The sequence below is a fragment of the Pseudomonas sp. lyk4-TYG-107 genome (genome assembly GCF_030209055.1).
GTDB classification, from domain to species: Bacteria; Pseudomonadota; Gammaproteobacteria; order Pseudomonadales; family Pseudomonadaceae; genus Aquipseudomonas; species Aquipseudomonas putida_A.
Window position 1 is genome coordinate 24214 of record NZ_JARVST010000005.1, and the last position, 15673, is coordinate 39886.

Here is a 15673-nt window from a genome sequence, read left to right on the forward strand (position 1 = left end):
AGCGTTGCGATGAGCCCAGCGGAACCGGTCACAGGTTTGATTCTTTCCGGCGGCGGGGCTCGGGCGGCGTATCAGGTGGGGGTGCTGGCGGCGATTGCCGAATTGCTGCCGCTGGGCGCGGACAATCCGTTTCCGGTGATCGTCGGCACTTCGGCCGGGGCGATCAATGCGGTCAGCCTGGCCAGTGGTGCCACCGATTTTCGCGCCGCCATCGAACGCCTCACACTGTTCTGGCAGGGCTTTCGCAGCCACCGCGTGCTGCGCAGCGACTGGCCGGGGGTGATCCGTCAGGCCAGCCGCTTTGTCAGTCACAGCCTGCTCGGCATCGGTCGGCAACTGCCGGTGGCGCTGCTCAACAGTTCGCCGCTGCGCGAGCTGCTCAATGAAAAACTGCACATGCCCGGGATCGCCGAATCCATCGCGCGCAAGCAATTGCATGCGGTGGCGGTGACCGCGTTCGGCTACGAATCGGGCCAGGCGGTGACCTTCTATCAGGGCGGCGGCACGATCGATGCGTGGTTGCGCCATCGGCGGATCGGCGTGCCGGCGCAATTGTCGGTGGACCATCTGCTGGCCAGTTCAGCGATCCCGTTGCTGTTTGCCCCGGTGAAAATCGGTGAGGAATATTTCGGCGACGGTGCGGTACGCCAGTCGGCGCCGATCAGCCCGGCGCTGCACCTGGGTGCGAGTCGGGTGCTGGTGGTGGGCGTCAGCGGCAACCCGCGCGGGTTTGATCCGCAGCAGCCGCTGGAGCGCGCCTACAGCGGTCAGCAGCCAACGCTGGCGCAGATTGGCGGACACATGCTCAACAGCACGTTCATTGACAGCCTGGAGAGCGACATCGAGTTGCTGCAGCGTCTGAACCAGTTCAGCCACCTGATGCCCGAGGGCGTGCCGACCCGAGAGTTGGGTGTGGCGCCAGTGGAAGTGCTGGTGATTGCGCCGAGTCAGCCGATCGACGAGATCGCGGCGCGACATCGACAGGAATTGCCGGCGGCATTGCGTCTGTTTTTGCGTGGGCCGGGGGCGACCAAGACCAGTGGGGCAGGGGTGCTGAGTTATCTGCTGTTCGAGGCGGGGTATTGCAGCGAACTGATCGACCTGGGACGGCGCGATGCGTTGGCCAAGCGTGAGGAGTTGTGCCAGTTTCTGGGGATCACCGAGTCGGTGGTTCCAGTCTGAGATTTGCGGTGAAGCCTTCGCGAGCAGGCTCGCTCCCACATTGGAACTCGGTCGAATGTGGGAGCGAGCCTGCTCGCGAAGCTTTTAAGATCAGAAGTGGAACTTCACCAGGAAGCTGGTCACGTTCTGATTGGTGGTGAACGCACGGGTGTCGTCGATCCCGTACTTGTCTTTCCAGTAGTCGTATTCAACACCGACGTACAGCTGCTTCTCGCCGAAATTCAGCGCCTTGCCCAGGTCGTATTTGACCTGTGGGTTGAAGTGCAGGTTGGCGTGGTATTCGCCTTTGCTGTTGACGTCGTTGTCGACCACCCAGTCCATGAAACCGTCGATCAGGATGTTCGAGTCGCCAACCGGGATGGTGTAGGACCAGACCGGGGTGATCTGCCAGACGTTGTCACCGGCGCGCGAGCCTTCGGTGTGGCGCTGGTAGAAGTTCAGCTGGAAGTAGTCGAAGCCTGGAATCGCCAGGTCAAAACCCGGGCCGATCAGGTACGACTCGACGTCGCCTTCACCGAACTCGTAAGTCATCGCCAGCAGCACATCCTTGACCGGACCGAATTCGATCTTCTGGTCGAGGATCTTGCCCAGCGACAGGCGTGGGCTGAATTCGCCATAGTAAGTGTTGTTGCCGACGCCGCCATCCGGCTTGCCGTTGTAGAAGATCTTGTCGACGAACAGGAAGTTGTCCCCGTACTTCCAGGCATCGGCGTGCTCGAAGGTGACGGTCTGCTGGATCGCCGGGTTGACCTTGAAGTCTTTGCCGTAGAGGTAGGTCAGGCTGTTGTTCTGCCATTGCAGCAGGCCGTCGGCCATGGCCTCGCCGCCGGCCAGCATCGATCCCGCGAGCATCAGGCTGGTGCACATACGTTTCATTCGGTTGCTCCCAAAGTAGGTGTTCCACGTTTATTTTTTTAAGATCGGCGCTCTGGTGTGGCGCCTTTTTTCGTCGCTGCAAAAGTCATCCGATCGGTCAGCTTCGCTGGTGATAGCAAGAGCTGGGCCAACGCTTTCGAAAAGCAAAAAAACGCCCGTTCGGCTGCTGAAAAACAGTCGATTGCGCGTGTTTTCGGGATGCCTCGGTACTGACCGGGGCCGGGATAAGTTGGCTTGTCGGTCAGGAATTAAATCCGGGCTTTTTTTTAGACCGAATTCAAGAGGCCGCGGAGAATACTGACTCCTCGGCCAGCTCTCAAGTGCCCCGCAACAGAGCACCGACGACAGGTATGGGGCACGGTTGCGGGCCATCTCAGAAGTGCACCTTCACCAGCAGGCTGGCGGTGTTCTGGTTGGTGTCGAGGTTGTGGCTGCTTTCGATGCCGTATTTGTTCTTCCAGTAGCTGTATTCGGTGCCGACATACAGCTGTTTGTGGCTCCAGCCGATGGCTTTGCCGAGGTCGTATTTGATCTGCGGATTGATGTGCAGGTTGGCGTGGTAGGTGCCGCGCGAGTTCTGGTCGTTGTCGACGACCCAGTCCAGATAGCCGTCGATCAACAGGTCGGAATTGCCCAGCGGCACGCTGTACGACCAGCCCGGGGTGATCTGCCAGACGCCGTCGCCGGGGCGCGGGCCTTCGGTGTGGCGACGGAAGATGTTCAGGGTCACGTAGTTGAAGCCGGGTACTTTCAGGTCGAAGCCGGGGCCGATCAGGTAGGCCTCGCTGTCGCCTTCGCCGTACTCGTAGGTCATCGCCAGCAGCACGTCCTTGATCGGGCCAAACTCGATTTTCCGGTCGAAGATCTTGCCGAACGAGAAGCGAGGGGTGAATTCGCCGTAGAAGGTGTGCGGGCCTTTGTTGCGGTCTTCCTGGCCGTTGTAGAAGATCTTGTCGACGAACAGGAAGTTGTCGCCGTACTTCCACTTGTCGGCGTGCTCGAACGTCACCGTCTGCTGGATCGACGGGTTGATCGCGAAGTTCTTGCCGTACAGATAGCTCAGGCTGTTGGTCTGCCACAGCAGTAAATCGCCGGCCATGGCCTGACTCGCGGCCAGCAGGCCGCCACTCAACAGAACGCTGGTTTGCGTGCGAATCATCGGTTGCTCCCTCTTGTTTTTATTGTTGAGGCAGGGTGTTGCACGTCCCCTGTGGGAGCGAGCCTGCTCGCGAAGAGGGCGTGTCAGTCGCCATCACTGTTGAATGACACAACGCTTTCGCGAGCAGGCTCGCTCCCACAAGGTTTTGTGGTGACTTGGTTAATGCTGATGTGCGTGGCAGTCGTTGATCGCTGCGCGTTCGGCGCCGCCAAGGATGTTGAACAGCAGATTCAGGGTCAGCGCGCTGAGGGTGGCCATGGCGATGCCGCTGTGGGTGATCGGGCTCATCCACAGCGGCAGATGCGCGAAGAACTCCGGACGCACCACCGGGATCAGGCCCATGCCGATGCTCACTGCCACCAGCAACTGGTTGCGACGGTCACCGATGTCGGCTTCCTGAAGAATCTTGATCCCAGTGGCAGCAACCATGCCGAACATCGCGATCGCCGCACCGCCCAACACCGCCGGCGGAATCGACGCCACCAGGAATGCGGCTTTCGGCAGCAGGCTGAGCACGATCAGCAGGCCACCGGCAACGATGGTCACCGAACGGCAACGCACGCCGGTCATCTGCACCAGGCCGATGTTCTGCGCGAACGAGGAATGGGTGAACGTGTTGAAGAAACCGGCAACGAACGAGGCGCCGGCATCGCACAGCAGGCCGCGCCGCAGCATGCGCGGGCAGACTTCCTGGCCGGTGATCTTGCCCAGCGCGAGGAACATCCCGGTGGACTCGACGAAGATGATCACCACCACCAGGCACATCGACAGAATTGGCGCGAGTTCGAATTTCGGCATGCCGAAGTGCAGCGGGGTGACGAACTGAACCCATGGCGCGTTGGCCATGCCGCTCAGGTCGACCATGCCGATCGCACCGCAGAGCACGTAGCCCAGGCACATGCCGATCAACACGGAAATATTCACCCAGAAGCCGCGCATGAAGCGGTGGATCAGCAGAATCGTCGCCAGCACCAGAGCGGCGATGGCCAGGTAAATCGGCGAGCCGAATTGCGCCGCGGCGGCACCGCCACCGGCCCAATTCACGGCCACAGGGAACAGCGACAAACCGATCGAGGTGATGACTGTGCCGGTCACCAAAGGCGGGAAGAAGCGCACGACCTTGGACATGAACGGCGCGATGAGCATGCCGAAGAACCCGGCGGCGATGGTCGCGCCGAAGATCCCTTGCAGACCGATACCGGGCATGCCGGCCATGGCGACCATGCTGCCGACGGCCGCGAAACTGGCGCCCATCATCACCGGCATGCGGATGCCCATCGGGCCGATACCCAGCGACTGGACGATGGTGGCGATACCGGCGACCAGCAGGTCGGCGTTGATCAGGAAGGCAATTTCTTCACGACTCAGGCCAGCGGCCTGTCCGATGATCAACGGCACCGCGATGGCACCGCCGTACATCAGCAGAACATGTTGCAAACCGACCAGGATCAGTTGCAAAAGGGGCAAACGCTGAATGGCGGGTGCGTCGGGGATGCGCGCTTTGGACAGCTCGGACATGCAACACCTCGGATCTTTTTTATTCTTGTGATTGAACAGCTGCCGGGTGGCTCACAGCTGTTTCTTTGCATCAGGTAAACCGCGTTAAGGCGATTCGCGAGCAGGCTCGCTCCCACAGGAATTGCGCGATCTCTGTGGGAGCGAGCCTGCTCGCGAAGCTTTGTTGCTTAGTTGGTCTGGGCTCCCTGGGCGATCCATGCACCGATCAGGTCACGTTCCTGCTGGGTCATCTGCGTGATGTTGCCCAGTGGCATGATCTGCGTGGTGATGGCTTGCGCCTGGATCCGCGCCGCGTTCTGACGGATCTGCTCGGGGGTGTCGAACATCACACCGGCGGGCGCCGCGCTGAACAGCGGGCTGGTCGGTTTGGCCGAATGGCAGACCGCGCAGCGTTCCTGGATTACGTTGTGCACCTTGTCGAACGCAGGACCTGCGTTGGACGCTTGCGCCGGTGCCGCAGCAGGGGCTGCTGCTGGCGCTGCAGGTGCCGCCGCTTCAGCCGGTTTCGCGCCACCGCCCAGTGCCGTTTCCGGCAGTGGCTGGTACTCGATTTTCGCCGGTGCCTTGGCCACGTCCGGTGCGGTCGGCATCGGCGCAGGGCCGGTGACGTACGCCAGGGTGATCATGCCCACCGCTGCCACCGGCAGGGTCCAGGCAAACTTGTGGCTGTCGTGACGGGTGTTGAAGTAGTGACGCACCAACACCGCCAACACCGCGATCCCGGCGAGGATCAACCAGTTGTACTGGCTGCCGTAAGTGCTCGGGAAGTGGTTGCTGATCATGATGAACAGCACCGGCAGGGTGAAGTAGTTGTTGTGACGCGAACGCAGCAGGCCTTTGGCGGGTAGCGCCGGATCCGGTGTGCGGTTCTCGGCAATCGCCGCGACCAGTGCACGCTGCGCCGGCATGATAATGCGGAACACGTTGCCGACCATGATGGTGCCGATGATCGCGCCGACGTGCAGATACGCACCCCGACCACTGAACACCTTGCTGAAGCCATACGCCGCGCCGATGATCAGCACGAACAGGATAAAGCCGAGCAGGGCGGGTTTCTTGCCCAGAGCCGAATCGCAGAGGAAGTCGTAGATGAACCAGCCGGCGATCAGCGAACCGATGCCGATGGCCACGCCTTCAGGGCCGGTCAGGCCGCTGCCGGGTGCCACGAGGTAGAGCACGGGATTGGAGTAGAACACCACGCACAGCAGCGCGATCCCCGACATCCAGGTGAAGTAGGCTTCCCATTTGAACCAGTGCAGGTTCTCCGGCATCGACGGTGGGGCCAGTTTGTATTTTTCCAGGTGATAGATACCGCCGCCGTGGATTGCCCACAGATCACCGGCCAGACCGGTTTTCGGGTTGACGCGGTTGAGGTTGTTCTCCAGCCAGACGAAGTAGAACGACGCGCCGATCCAGGCCACGCCAGTGATCATGTGAACCCAGCGCACGCTCAGGTTCAGCCATTCCAACAGATGTGCTTCCACAGTCTTTACCTCTCGCCTGTCACTCTTGTTGTCGAGTGATCAGACCTTCTCTTATTGGTGGGGGGCGAGGATCAGACGCTCATCCTCTTTGAAAAAATGCTCATCGCAGTTATTGCCTGTGCCACTGCGATCAACCACCAGGAAGTCATCCCGCTTTTCGATCGTCAGCACCGGGTGGTGCCAGACGCCGCGATGGTAATTGATGCCCTGCCTGCCGTTGGTGACGAAGGCTCGGACCAAGCCTGATACAGGTACATCGCCAAGTGGCGCGACCACGATCAGAAAGGGGTTGCCGAGCAGCGGGATGAAAGCCTGGCTGCCCAGCGGATGGCGTTCCAGCATGCTCACGGTCAGCGGCATGTCCTGCGCGTCGGCGCGGAAGATGCTGATGATCGCGTTGTCCTCAGGCGTAGCGGTTTCGACCGTCGCCAGTTTGTGGAAGCGCATGGTCGAACCGTTGTTGATCATGAAGTGGTCGCTGCCGTCGGTTTCGATCACGTCACCGAAGGGGGCGAAGGCTTCTTTGGTCAGCGGTTCAATCGTTAGTGTGCGCATGCTGTTCTTTTCCGAATTCTGTGTTGACTGTTCTGACGCCTTCGCGAGCAGGCTCGCTCCCACATTTGGAATGCAGTCTCCTGTGGGAGCGAGCCTGCTCGCGAATGGTTTCACTGCTTACTTCGCGACCTTGCCCAAAACGCGCAGGCGACTCACGCCACCATCCGGGAACACGTTCAGACGGATGTGGGTGATCGGGCCCAGTGCCTTGATCTGCTCGACGAAGGTGTGTTCGGCGTGCATTTCCAGTTTTTGGCTCGGCAGCAGTTCACGCCAGAACAGCGACTGGGTTTCGATCTGGCTGTCGGTACCGCCCTTGACGAACGCGCCCTGGATCGAGCAGGTGTCCGGGTAGTTGCCCTTGAAGTGCAGGGTGTCGACGATGATTTTTTCGATCTCGCCCGGATGGCCCAGCGCGACGATCACCCAGTCATTGCCTGGGGTGCGACGACGTGCGGTTTCCCAGCCGTCGCCCATGTTGATGCCACGGCCCGGGTTGAGGATGTTGCTCATGCGACCGAAGTGTTCGTCGGAGCAGGCGAGGGCGCGGCCACCGTTGAGGGCTGCTGCCAGGTCAACCTGTTCGTTGTCCCCAACAGCCGACCAGTCGCGGAACGGAATGCCGTACACACGCAGACGGGCGACACCGCCGTCCGGGTAGATGTTGAAGCGCAAGTGGCTGAACGCTTGGTCATTGCTGATTTCGTGGTAGTGGTGGCTGTTGCCTTGCAGCTCGACGGCCGACAGCACTTCAGTCCACTGGGTGTTTTCGTCCGGCTCGCCCGAGGCCAGGAAGCACGCTTCCAGCGAGGCCGATGGCGGGAAGTTGCCGGTGAAGAATGAGGTGTCGATGTCCACGCCTTTGATCGAGCCCGGTACGCCCAGACGGATCACCGCGCTGTCGTAGCCTTCAAAGCGCTTGCGACGCGATTCCCAGCCGTCCATCCACTTGCCGTTGTCGTCGAACACCCCCTCCTTCCACACGGCCGGGGTCGGCTGAAACAGACGATTGGCGTCTGCGAACCAGTCATCGGTGACCGAGATGATTTTGGTGCCCAGACGGGCATCGGCCAGGTTGACGAACTTCTCGAAAGGTACGGCGTAAGCTTTCATTCTTCTTGTCTGCCTTTAATAAGTTGGCTGGGGATGCTTGCAAGGCCCTGGGTGCTCTCCGCGTTTGATGCACTCGGGCCAGGCTTCGCTAGAGAGTCAGTAAACGGAACAGGGCGATCTTATTGATCTCCGCCAGCGCGCATTTGAATTCGGTGTCGACCGAGTTGTGAATGCGCGTTTCGAACGCCGCGAGGATCTGATGCCGGTTGCTGCCTTTTACCGCCATGATGAAGGGAAACTTGAACTTGGCCTTGTAGGCGTCGTTCAGCTCGGTGAAGCGCTGAAACTCTTCGGCCGTGCATTGGTGAATACCGGCGCCAGCCTGTTCATTGGTGCTGGCTTCGGTCAGTTGGCCCTGGACGGCAGCTTTGCCGGCCAGGTCCGGGTGAGCATTGATCAGTGCCAGTTGACTGGCGTGATCGGCGCTCAACAAGATGTCGCTCATGCGCTGGTGCAGGGTTTCGATCTCGTTGATCGACGCGTCCGCGCCCAGGTCGTAGGCCTTCTCGGCCACCCATGGCGAATGTTCGTAGATGTCGGCGAAGGCTTTGACGAAGGCGTCGCGGCTCAGGGTCGACGGTTGCAGGGTTTGAAAGCGGCTCATTGGGCGGCCCCTTGGTACGGGTGGGTTTCGTGCCAGTGACGCGCGATGTCGACGCGACGGCTGAACCACACCTGTTCATGACTTTTGGCGTATTCGATGAAGCGCTTGAGCGAGGCCAGACGCGCCGGACGGCCGATCAGCCGGCAGTGCAGACCGATCGAAAGCATCTTCGGCGCTTCGGCGCCCTCGGCGTACAGTACGTCGAACGCGTCTTTGAGATATTCGAAGAAATCGTCGCCCTTGTTGAAACCCTGCACCTGGGTGAAGCGCATGTCGTTGGTGTCGAGGGTGTACGGGATCACCAGGTGCGGCTTGCCGGTCGGGTTGTTCGGTTCCCAGTAAGGCAGGTCGTCGTCGTAGGTGTCGCAGTCGTAGAGGAAACCACCTTCTTCCATCACCAGGCGCCGGGTATTCGGGCCGGTGCGGCCGGTGTACCAGCCCAGTGGGCGCTCGCCGGTGAGTTCGGTGAGGATGCGGATCGCTTCGAGCATGTGCTCGCGCTCCTGCGCCTCGTCCATGTACTGGTAGTCGATCCAGCGGTAGCCGTGGCTGCAGATCTCGTGACCGGCTTCAACCATCGCGCGGATCACGTCCGGGTGGCGCTGGGCGGCCATGGCCACGGCGAAGATGGTCAGTGGAATGTCGAATTCCTTGAACAGTTTCAGGATCCGCCAGACGCCGGCGCGGCTGCCATACTCGTAAAGCGATTCCATGCTCATGTTGCGTGCGCCTTGCAGCGGTTGAGCAGCGACCATCTCGGAGAGGAAGGCTTCGGATTCTTTGTCGCCGTGCAGAATGTTGCGCTCGCCGCCTTCTTCGTAATTGAGCACGAAGGACAGGGCGATGCGCGCGTTGCCCGGCCAGTGTGGGTGAGGAGGGTTACTGCCGTAACCGATCAGGTCGCGTGGGTAGTCAGCGCTCACTGCAGTCTTCCTTCTTATTCGTTGACAGGTTTGTGTAACGGCCTGCACAGGCTGGCGTCACAGCGATGGGCTGATTGTATACAACTTTACTCGCAATTTGTAAGCCTGAATTTTCGCATTTTTCACCGACTGTCATCTTTTGCTGCTAATGGCGTAAACCTGCAAGAAACCTGCCTGATCAGTCAGCTAATGGCTGTGAGGTTCAATAGGCAGGCGCTTGAGGGGTAGATCAGGGGTAAACGCCCGAATGGCGGGGGTGAGGTGAAAAATGTCGTTTTTATTGTGTACAATTTTTTTGAAAAGTGTCTTAATCAGTCGCTCGCCGCAACTTTTCGTGCTCCGAATCGGTGCGGTCTCCTTTTTACCTGACTTCGGGAGGCGCGAAGTCTGACTGCTCTTTGCGGCCAGGCGCGCAGAATCAATGGGACGTTTGACAACACACGTTTTGGACGCTGCACACGGTTGCCCGGGCAGCTCGATCAAGGTCGAGCTGTACCGCGTTGAAGGTTCGCACCTGGAATTGGTCGCCAGTGCGATAACCAACAGCGATGGCCGGGTCGATGCGCCGCTGCTGCAAGGCGATGACTACCGCACCGGGGTCTATCAGGTGCAGTTCCATGCCGGCGATTACTACCGCGCCCGTGGCGTGCAACTGCCGGAGCCGGCGTTCCTCGACGTGGTGGTGCTGCGTTTCGGCATCTCCGCCGAGCAGGATCATTACCACGTACCCCTGCTGATCTCGCCTTACAGCTATTCCACCTATCGGGGCAGCTGACCCCCAAGCAGCTGCCCCCACCGGGAAGCGACTGCGCATATAGCTTCTTTGGTCTTTCGCCCGCTCACACTGCGGGCTTTTTTTCGCTTGGAGGAAAGTGCTGTCTGGTCTGACGCCTTCGCGAGCAAGCCCGCTCTCACAAGGGAATGCATTCCAAATGTGGGAGCGGGCTTGCTCGCGAAGCTTTTGCTGTCAGCGGCTCAACAGCGACGCAGCACCGGCACCACTGAACAGTCCGGCACTCACCCGGTTGAACCAGCTCTGCCCCTTGCCGCTGCGCAGATAACGCGCCGCACCATGCGCGCCCAGCCCGTAAGCCAGTTTGCAGCACAGATCCAGCACCACCCACGTCGCAATCATGATCAGCAACTGCGGCAGGAACGGCTGTTGTGCGCTGAGGAACTGCGGCAGAAACGCGGCGAAAAACAGAATGTCCTTCGGATTGCTCGCGCCCAAGACAAATGCGCGGCCGAACAGTGTGCGGAAACGTGGTACCGGCGCGGCTTGCGGCACTTCGGCGCCTACCGACGGCTGACGCGATTGCTGCCAGCTCTGCCAGGCGAGGTAGAACAGGTACAGCGCGCCGACGATCTTCAGGGCGCTGAACAATTGCTCCGACGCCAGCAGCAGGGCGCCGAGGCCCAGCGCCGATGCACTGAGCAGGCAGATCGAGGCGATCACGCCGCCGAGAAATGCCGGGTAAGAGCGGCGCAAGCCGTAGTTCAGACTGTTGCTGATCATCAGCAATGACAGCGGCCCCGGAATCAGGATCACCACCAATGCCGCGCCGCTGAACAGCAGCCAGGTTTCCAGACTCATCACTTTGCTCCTTTTTTTGTTGTACTCAAGAATGTGCAAAAGCCCCACCCGCGAGGGTGAGGCTGGTTTGACGCTTGAACCGCGTGACGCTTACAAGAAGATGAACTTGGCGATAAAGATCGCGCAGAGCACCCACAGGCTGACGGAAATTTCCTTGTACTTGCCGGTACCGGCCTTCAACGCCACGTAGGTGATGAAGCCCAGCGCGATGCCGTCGGCGACCGAGAAGGTCAGCGGCATCATGATCGCGGTGACGATCGCCGGGATGGCGTCAGTGGCTTCATCCCATTCGATGTGGGCCATGCCGCCCATCATCAGCATCGCGACATAAATCAGCGCACCGGCGGTGGCGTAAGCCGGAATCATCCCGGCCAGCGGTGCGAAAAACATCGCGGCTATAAATAGCACACCCACGGTGACTGCGGTAAGACCAGTCCGACCACCAGCGGCTACGCCAGCGGCACTTTCCACATAGCTTGTTACCGGAGGGACACCGACCACCGCGCCGAAGACGCTGGAGGCGCTGTCGGCTTTCATCGCCCGGGAAAGGTTTTCGATACGCCCGTCCGCGTTGACCAGATTGGCGCGCTGGGCCACGCCCATCAGGGTGCCGGCGGTGTCGAACATGTGTACGAAGAGGAAAGCCAGCACCACGCTGATCATGCTGACGTTGAACACACCGGCGACGTTCATTGCCATGAAGGTCGGTGCCAGGCTTGGCGGGGTCGACATGATCCCTTCGTAGTGCACGATGCCCAGGCCCCAACCGGCGAGGGTCACGGTGATGATGCTGATGAGGATCGCGCCGAAGACTTTGTGGTAGCTGAGGATCGCGATCATCAGGAAGCAGATCGCCGCCAGCAGCGGGCCGGGTTCACGCAGGGAGCCGAGTTTGATCAGGGTGGCCGGGCTGTCGACGACGATACCGGCGGTTTTCAGACCAATCAGCCCGAGGAACAGGCCGACGCCAGCGCCCATCGCAAAGCGCAGGCTGACCGGAATGCTGTTGAGCAGCCATTCGCGAATCCGCGAGAAGGTCAGGACCATGAACAACACACCGGAAACGAACACCGCACCAAGCGCGGTTTCCCAGTTGTAGCCCATGGTGCCGACCACGGTGTAAGTGAAGAAGGCGTTGAGGCCCATGCCCGGTGCCAGGCCCACCGGCCAGTTGGCGTACAGGCCCATCAGCAGGCAGCCGAGTGCGGCGGCGATGCAGGTGGCGACGAAGGCTGCACCGTGATCGATCCCGGCATCGGCCATGATGTTCGGGTTGACGAAGATGATGTAAGCCATGGTGATGAAGGTTGTCAGACCGGCAATCAGCTCGGTCTTCACCGTGGTGCCATGCAAGCTGAGTTTGAAGATGCGCTCCAGCACGCCTGTGCGTAAGGGCGGCGAGAGTTCCAGCGTCGATGCTTCGGATTTGCGGCTTTCCACAGCGAGTACTCCTCAAGAGTTTTATTGTTATTTCCAGGGCCGGACCCATGAGGGGTGGCAGCAGCCCTTTGAGGCATACGCGAATTTGTTGACCATGCGGTCAGGAACTCGCACGCAGTGGATTATGCTTTTGTGTACAAATAAAGCAAATATTGTTTTTGGTTTTGTTTACGAAAGGTCAGGCGATAGGGATATATCGCCTGTTCTGGCCTCTTCGGGAGCAAGCCCCCTCCCACAGTGGATCTCCAGTGGACCCGAATCATGGGTAACCCGCAGAACCCTGTGGGAGGGGGCTTGCTCCCGAAGAGGCCAGTCCAGTCAATCAAGATGTGACTGGGAGCTCCCAAGTGCCATATTCACCGCCAACCACCCATTCACCGCCGCCTCGCCAGCTTCAGCAAACACCCGCTCGAGCAATTTCACCTGCTCACGCCGCAACGCCTGCTCAAACTTCTCACCTTCAGTAGTCAGCTCCAGCAGACGCTTACGCTTGTCTGCCTCCGACGCCACGCTCTGCACCAGATGCATTTCCTGCAACTGGCGCAACGGCATGTTCAGCGCCTGTTTGCTGACGCCGAGCAAGCCCAGCAATTCCTTCACACTCAAATTTGGATAACGCGCGATGAAAAACACAATCCGCTGATGCACCCGGGACAGGCCGCGTCGCTCGAGCATTTCATCAGCCTTGGCGGTGAACGCCTGATAGCCGAAGAAAAACGCTTCCATCGCCTGTTGCTGGCTGGCGGGGTTTTTAAGGTCAAGCATGTTGACGTACTCGCTCAAGCTGTCGTAGTTTCAGTCAACCAGTTTGACTCATTTTTCCCAGGCCTCGCTACCGGTGACTCCCATGGCTTTTTCCGAACGTGTTTCGCGCCTTAAAAGTTCTCTGATCCGTGAAATCCTCGCCGCCGCCCAGCGCCCGGAGGTGATGTCGTTTGCCGGCGGCCTTCCCGCCGAAGCCATGTTGCCGAAAGTCGAATGGGCCGACATGCCGCTGGCGCTTGGTCAGTACGGCATGAGTGAAGGCGAGCCGGCGCTGCGTGAAGCGCTGGCGGCGCAGGCGCGAGCGTTGGGGCTGGAGTGTACGGCGAGTCAGGTGCTGGTGGTCAGCGGTTCCCAGCAGACCCTGGATCTGGCGGCCAAGTTATACATCGACAAAGGCACCGAAATCCTGCTGGAGGCGCCGACCTATCTGGCCGCGCTGCAGATCTTCCAGCTGTTCGGCGCCGAGTGCCTGACCGTGCCGCAAGAGGCCGATGGCCCGAATCTGGCCCAACTGCGCAGTCGCCTTGAGCAACATCGCCCGGCGTTCATCTACCTGATCCCGACGTTCCAGAACCCCTCCGCCGTGCGCTACAGCGAAGCCAAGCGCGCCGCCGTCGCCGCATTGCTCGATGAATTCGGCGTGACCCTGATCGAAGACGAGCCGTACCGCGAATTGACGTTCGATGGCGGCAGCGCCAAACCGATTGCCGGGCGTTTGCAGAAAGCCAGCTGGATCTACACCGGCACCGTGTCGAAAACCTTGCTGCCGGGTTTGCGCGTCGGCTACCTGATCGCCAGCCCGGACCTGTTTCCGCATTTGCTCAAGCTCAAGCAATCGGCGGATCTGCACACCAACCGCATCGGCCAGTGGCAGGCGCTGCAATGGATCGGCAGTGAAAAATATCAGCAGCACCTGAGCGAGTTGCGCGGCTTTTACCGGCAGCGGCGGGATGCTTTCCAGTCAGCGCTGGAAACGCACTTTTCCGATCTGGCGAACTGGAACATGCCACAGGGCGGGTTGTTTTTCTGGCTGACGCTGAAGCAACCGCTGGATACGCGGACGTTGCTCAACGAGGCGCTGGCCAATGATGTGGCGTTCATGCCGGGCGAGCCGTTCTTTCCCGAACCGGATAAAAACCTCGGGCACCTGCGTTTGAATTTCAGCCACATCGACCCGGCGCGACTGGATGAAGGGTTGAAGCGGTTGGCGGCGGTGGTGAGGCAGGCGCAGATAAATAAAGCGGCGTGAAAAACAAATAAACCGGCTCGAGGGCCGGTTTATTTTTGTCTGGGATTTATGGTGCCCTCAAGTGCCTCATCGCGAGCAGGCTCACTCCTACAGGAGAACGCATTCCAATTGTAGGAGTGAGCCTGCTCGCGATAGGGCCTTCAAATGCACCCAAAAAGACTCAGACCGCCGCAAACCGCTTATCCAGATAATCAATGATCACCTTGGACTCATACATCCAGGTCGTCTGCCCATTCTCTTCAATGCGCAGGCACGGCACTTTGATCTTGCCGCCCTGGTCAAGCAGCGTCTGGCGATCCTGTTCATTGTTCTTCGCGTCCTTCAGTGCGACCGGCACATTCAGGCGACGCAGCGTACGACGGGTTTTCACGCAGAACGGGCAGGCGTGGAACTGATACAGGGTCAGGCCTTTGGCGGCGGCGTTGACTTGCGCCTGTACCTCGGCCGGGCGCTGTTTCTTGCCCGGGCGGGTGATGAAGTCGATGAAGATAATCAGTTGGCCAAGGCCGACACGAAGCGCTTTTACGAACACGTTGAAAGCCTCACGGTGCAAAGAGAGAAGGGCGCGCAGCTTACCCGATTTTTCACGGACGAAAAAAAACCGGCGATCAACGCCGGTTTTTTTCTGCAGCCGATTACTTGATCAGGCTGAGGAACTCGCTGCGAGTCGCCGCGTTTTCGCGGAACTCACCGAGCATCACCGAAGTGATCATCGACGAATTCTGTTTCTCGACACCGCGCATCATCATGCACATGTGTTTGGCCTCGATCACCACGGCAACGCCCAGCGCACCGGTGACTTGCATCACCGCATCGGCGATCTGGCGGCTGAGGTTTTCCTGGATCTGCAGGCGGCGGGCGTACATGTCGACGATCCGCGCGACCTTCGACAGGCCCAGCACCTTGCCGCTCGGGATGTACGCAACGTGCGCCTTGCCGATGAACGGCAGCAGGTGGTGTTCGCACAACGAGTACAGCTCGATGTCCTTGACCAGCACCATCTCGCTGTTGTCGGAGCTGAACAGGGCACCGTTGGTGACCTCTTCGAGCGTCTGTTCATAACCGCGGCAGAGGTACTGCATGGCTTTGGCGGCACGCTTTGGCGTGTCGAGCAGGCCCTCGCGGGACACGTCCTCGCCCAGTTGGCCGAGAATCGCGGTGTAATTCTGTTCCAGGGACATGAAACTACCTGTGGGGATTTTCGCAAAGGG

At 60.0% G+C, this 15673-nt stretch carries 16 protein-coding genes; 3 read left to right on the forward strand and 13 right to left on the reverse strand.

Annotation, left to right across the window (positions count from 1 at the left end; translation table 11 throughout):
- Window positions 1–9: 9 nt before the first annotated feature.
- Window positions 10–1182, forward strand: coding sequence for a patatin-like phospholipase family protein (locus tag QRN61_RS05475; protein ID WP_285373391.1), 1173 nt, complete (start codon window positions 10–12; stop codon window positions 1180–1182).
- A gap of 90 nt (window positions 1183–1272) precedes the next feature.
- Here the strand turns inward: QRN61_RS05475 and QRN61_RS05480 are convergent, their stop codons facing one another.
- From QRN61_RS05480 to puuE, 8 genes are all read right to left on the reverse strand, one after another.
- Window positions 1273–2058, reverse strand: coding sequence for an outer membrane protein OmpK (locus tag QRN61_RS05480; RefSeq protein ID WP_027613346.1), 786 nt, complete (start codon window positions 2056–2058; stop codon window positions 1273–1275).
- A 373-nt stretch (window positions 2059–2431) separates the two neighbouring features.
- Window positions 2432–3217 (reverse strand): outer membrane protein OmpK, encoded by a 786-nt coding sequence (locus tag QRN61_RS05485; protein WP_285373392.1) that lies wholly within the window; start codon window positions 3215–3217, stop codon window positions 2432–2434.
- Window positions 3218–3376: 159 nt separating this feature from the next.
- Window positions 3377–4735, reverse strand: a complete 1359-nt coding sequence (locus QRN61_RS05490; protein WP_047292943.1) for a nucleobase:cation symporter-2 family protein — start codon at window positions 4733–4735, stop codon at window positions 3377–3379.
- A 167-nt stretch (window positions 4736–4902) separates the two neighbouring features.
- Window positions 4903–6219: a urate hydroxylase PuuD gene (locus QRN61_RS05495; RefSeq protein WP_041068826.1), complete on the reverse strand. Its 1317-nt coding sequence runs from the start codon at window positions 6217–6219 to the stop codon at window positions 4903–4905.
- 51 nt (window positions 6220–6270) lie between these two features.
- Entirely contained in the window at window positions 6271–6774 is a 504-nt protein-coding gene (locus QRN61_RS05500; RefSeq protein WP_027613342.1) for an ureidoglycolate lyase, read from the reverse strand.
- A 117-nt stretch (window positions 6775–6891) separates the two neighbouring features.
- Window positions 6892–7887, reverse strand: coding sequence for an allantoicase (gene alc, locus QRN61_RS05505; protein WP_003223166.1), 996 nt, complete (start codon window positions 7885–7887; stop codon window positions 6892–6894).
- Between the two features lie 88 nt (window positions 7888–7975).
- Complete coding sequence (uraD, locus tag QRN61_RS05510) at window positions 7976–8491, reverse strand: 2-oxo-4-hydroxy-4-carboxy-5-ureidoimidazoline decarboxylase (RefSeq protein ID WP_096797018.1); 516 nt, start codon at window positions 8489–8491, stop codon at window positions 7976–7978.
- Entirely contained in the window at window positions 8488–9414 is a 927-nt protein-coding gene (gene puuE / locus QRN61_RS05515) for an allantoinase PuuE (protein ID WP_096797017.1), read from the reverse strand. The genes uraD and puuE overlap by 4 nt, the downstream gene beginning before the upstream one ends.
- 421 nt (window positions 9415–9835) lie before the next feature.
- On the opposite strand from puuE, the gene uraH reads away from it, so the two are divergent.
- Window positions 9836–10189 carry a hydroxyisourate hydrolase gene (gene uraH, locus QRN61_RS05520; RefSeq protein WP_003223171.1) on the forward strand — a complete coding sequence of 118 codons (354 nt, stop codon included), beginning with the start codon at window positions 9836–9838 and terminating at the stop codon, window positions 10187–10189.
- Window positions 10190–10381: 192 nt separating this feature from the next.
- Here uraH and QRN61_RS05525 read toward each other — a convergent pair whose 3' ends face one another.
- From QRN61_RS05525 to QRN61_RS05535, 3 genes are all read right to left on the reverse strand, one after another.
- Complete coding sequence (locus QRN61_RS05525) at window positions 10382–11008, reverse strand: LysE family translocator (RefSeq protein ID WP_064586707.1); 627 nt, start codon at window positions 11006–11008, stop codon at window positions 10382–10384.
- Window positions 11009–11098: 90 nt separating this feature from the next.
- Window positions 11099–12448: an NCS2 family permease gene (locus QRN61_RS05530; RefSeq protein ID WP_285373393.1), complete on the reverse strand. Its 1350-nt coding sequence runs from the start codon at window positions 12446–12448 to the stop codon at window positions 11099–11101.
- 318 nt (window positions 12449–12766) lie between these two features.
- Window positions 12767–13213, reverse strand: a complete 447-nt coding sequence (locus QRN61_RS05535; protein ID WP_183782100.1) for a MarR family winged helix-turn-helix transcriptional regulator — start codon at window positions 13211–13213, stop codon at window positions 12767–12769.
- An 82-nt stretch (window positions 13214–13295) separates the two neighbouring features.
- Between QRN61_RS05535 and QRN61_RS05540 the strand changes: the two genes are divergently transcribed.
- Complete coding sequence (locus tag QRN61_RS05540) at window positions 13296–14462, forward strand: aminotransferase-like domain-containing protein (RefSeq protein WP_285373394.1); 1167 nt, start codon at window positions 13296–13298, stop codon at window positions 14460–14462.
- A 160-nt stretch (window positions 14463–14622) separates the two neighbouring features.
- Here QRN61_RS05540 and QRN61_RS05545 read toward each other — a convergent pair whose 3' ends face one another.
- Both QRN61_RS05545 and folE read right to left on the reverse strand, forming a co-directional pair.
- Window positions 14623–14994 carry a glutathione S-transferase N-terminal domain-containing protein gene (locus QRN61_RS05545; RefSeq protein ID WP_007960660.1) on the reverse strand — a complete coding sequence of 124 codons (372 nt, stop codon included), beginning with the start codon at window positions 14992–14994 and terminating at the stop codon, window positions 14623–14625.
- 103 nt (window positions 14995–15097) lie between these two features.
- A complete protein-coding gene (gene folE, locus QRN61_RS05550; protein ID WP_003442011.1) occupies window positions 15098–15643 on the reverse strand; it encodes a GTP cyclohydrolase I FolE in 546 nt (181 codons plus the stop codon).
- Window positions 15644–15673: the final 30 nt, after the last annotated feature.

What these genes read in the sequence shown, in the direction of transcription:
- QRN61_RS05540 (WP_285373394.1), top strand. Translation starts at nt 13,296, where the DNA reads ATGGCTTTTTCCGAACGTGTTTCGCGCCTTAAAAGTTCTCTGATCCGT.
- QRN61_RS05525 (WP_064586707.1), bottom strand. Translation starts at nt 11,008, where the DNA reads ATGAGTCTGGAAACCTGGCTGCTGTTCAGCGGCGCGGCATTGGTGGTG.
- QRN61_RS05500 (WP_027613342.1), bottom strand. Translation starts at nt 6,774, where the DNA reads ATGCGCACACTAACGATTGAACCGCTGACCAAAGAAGCCTTCGCCCCC.
- folE (WP_003442011.1), bottom strand. Translation starts at nt 15,643, where the DNA reads ATGTCCCTGGAACAGAATTACACCGCGATTCTCGGCCAACTGGGCGAG.
- QRN61_RS05475 (WP_285373391.1), top strand. Translation starts at nt 10, where the DNA reads ATGAGCCCAGCGGAACCGGTCACAGGTTTGATTCTTTCCGGCGGCGGG.
- QRN61_RS05480 (WP_027613346.1), bottom strand. Translation starts at nt 2,058, where the DNA reads ATGAAACGTATGTGCACCAGCCTGATGCTCGCGGGATCGATGCTGGCC.
- QRN61_RS05485 (WP_285373392.1), bottom strand. Translation starts at nt 3,217, where the DNA reads ATGATTCGCACGCAAACCAGCGTTCTGTTGAGTGGCGGCCTGCTGGCC.
- uraH (WP_003223171.1), top strand. Translation starts at nt 9,836, where the DNA reads ATGGGACGTTTGACAACACACGTTTTGGACGCTGCACACGGTTGCCCG.
- uraD (WP_096797018.1), bottom strand. Translation starts at nt 8,491, where the DNA reads ATGAGCCGCTTTCAAACCCTGCAACCGTCGACCCTGAGCCGCGACGCC.
- QRN61_RS05535 (WP_183782100.1), bottom strand. Translation starts at nt 13,213, where the DNA reads ATGCTTGACCTTAAAAACCCCGCCAGCCAGCAACAGGCGATGGAAGCG.
- alc (WP_003223166.1), bottom strand. Translation starts at nt 7,887, where the DNA reads ATGAAAGCTTACGCCGTACCTTTCGAGAAGTTCGTCAACCTGGCCGAT.
- QRN61_RS05490 (WP_047292943.1), bottom strand. Translation starts at nt 4,735, where the DNA reads ATGTCCGAGCTGTCCAAAGCGCGCATCCCCGACGCACCCGCCATTCAG.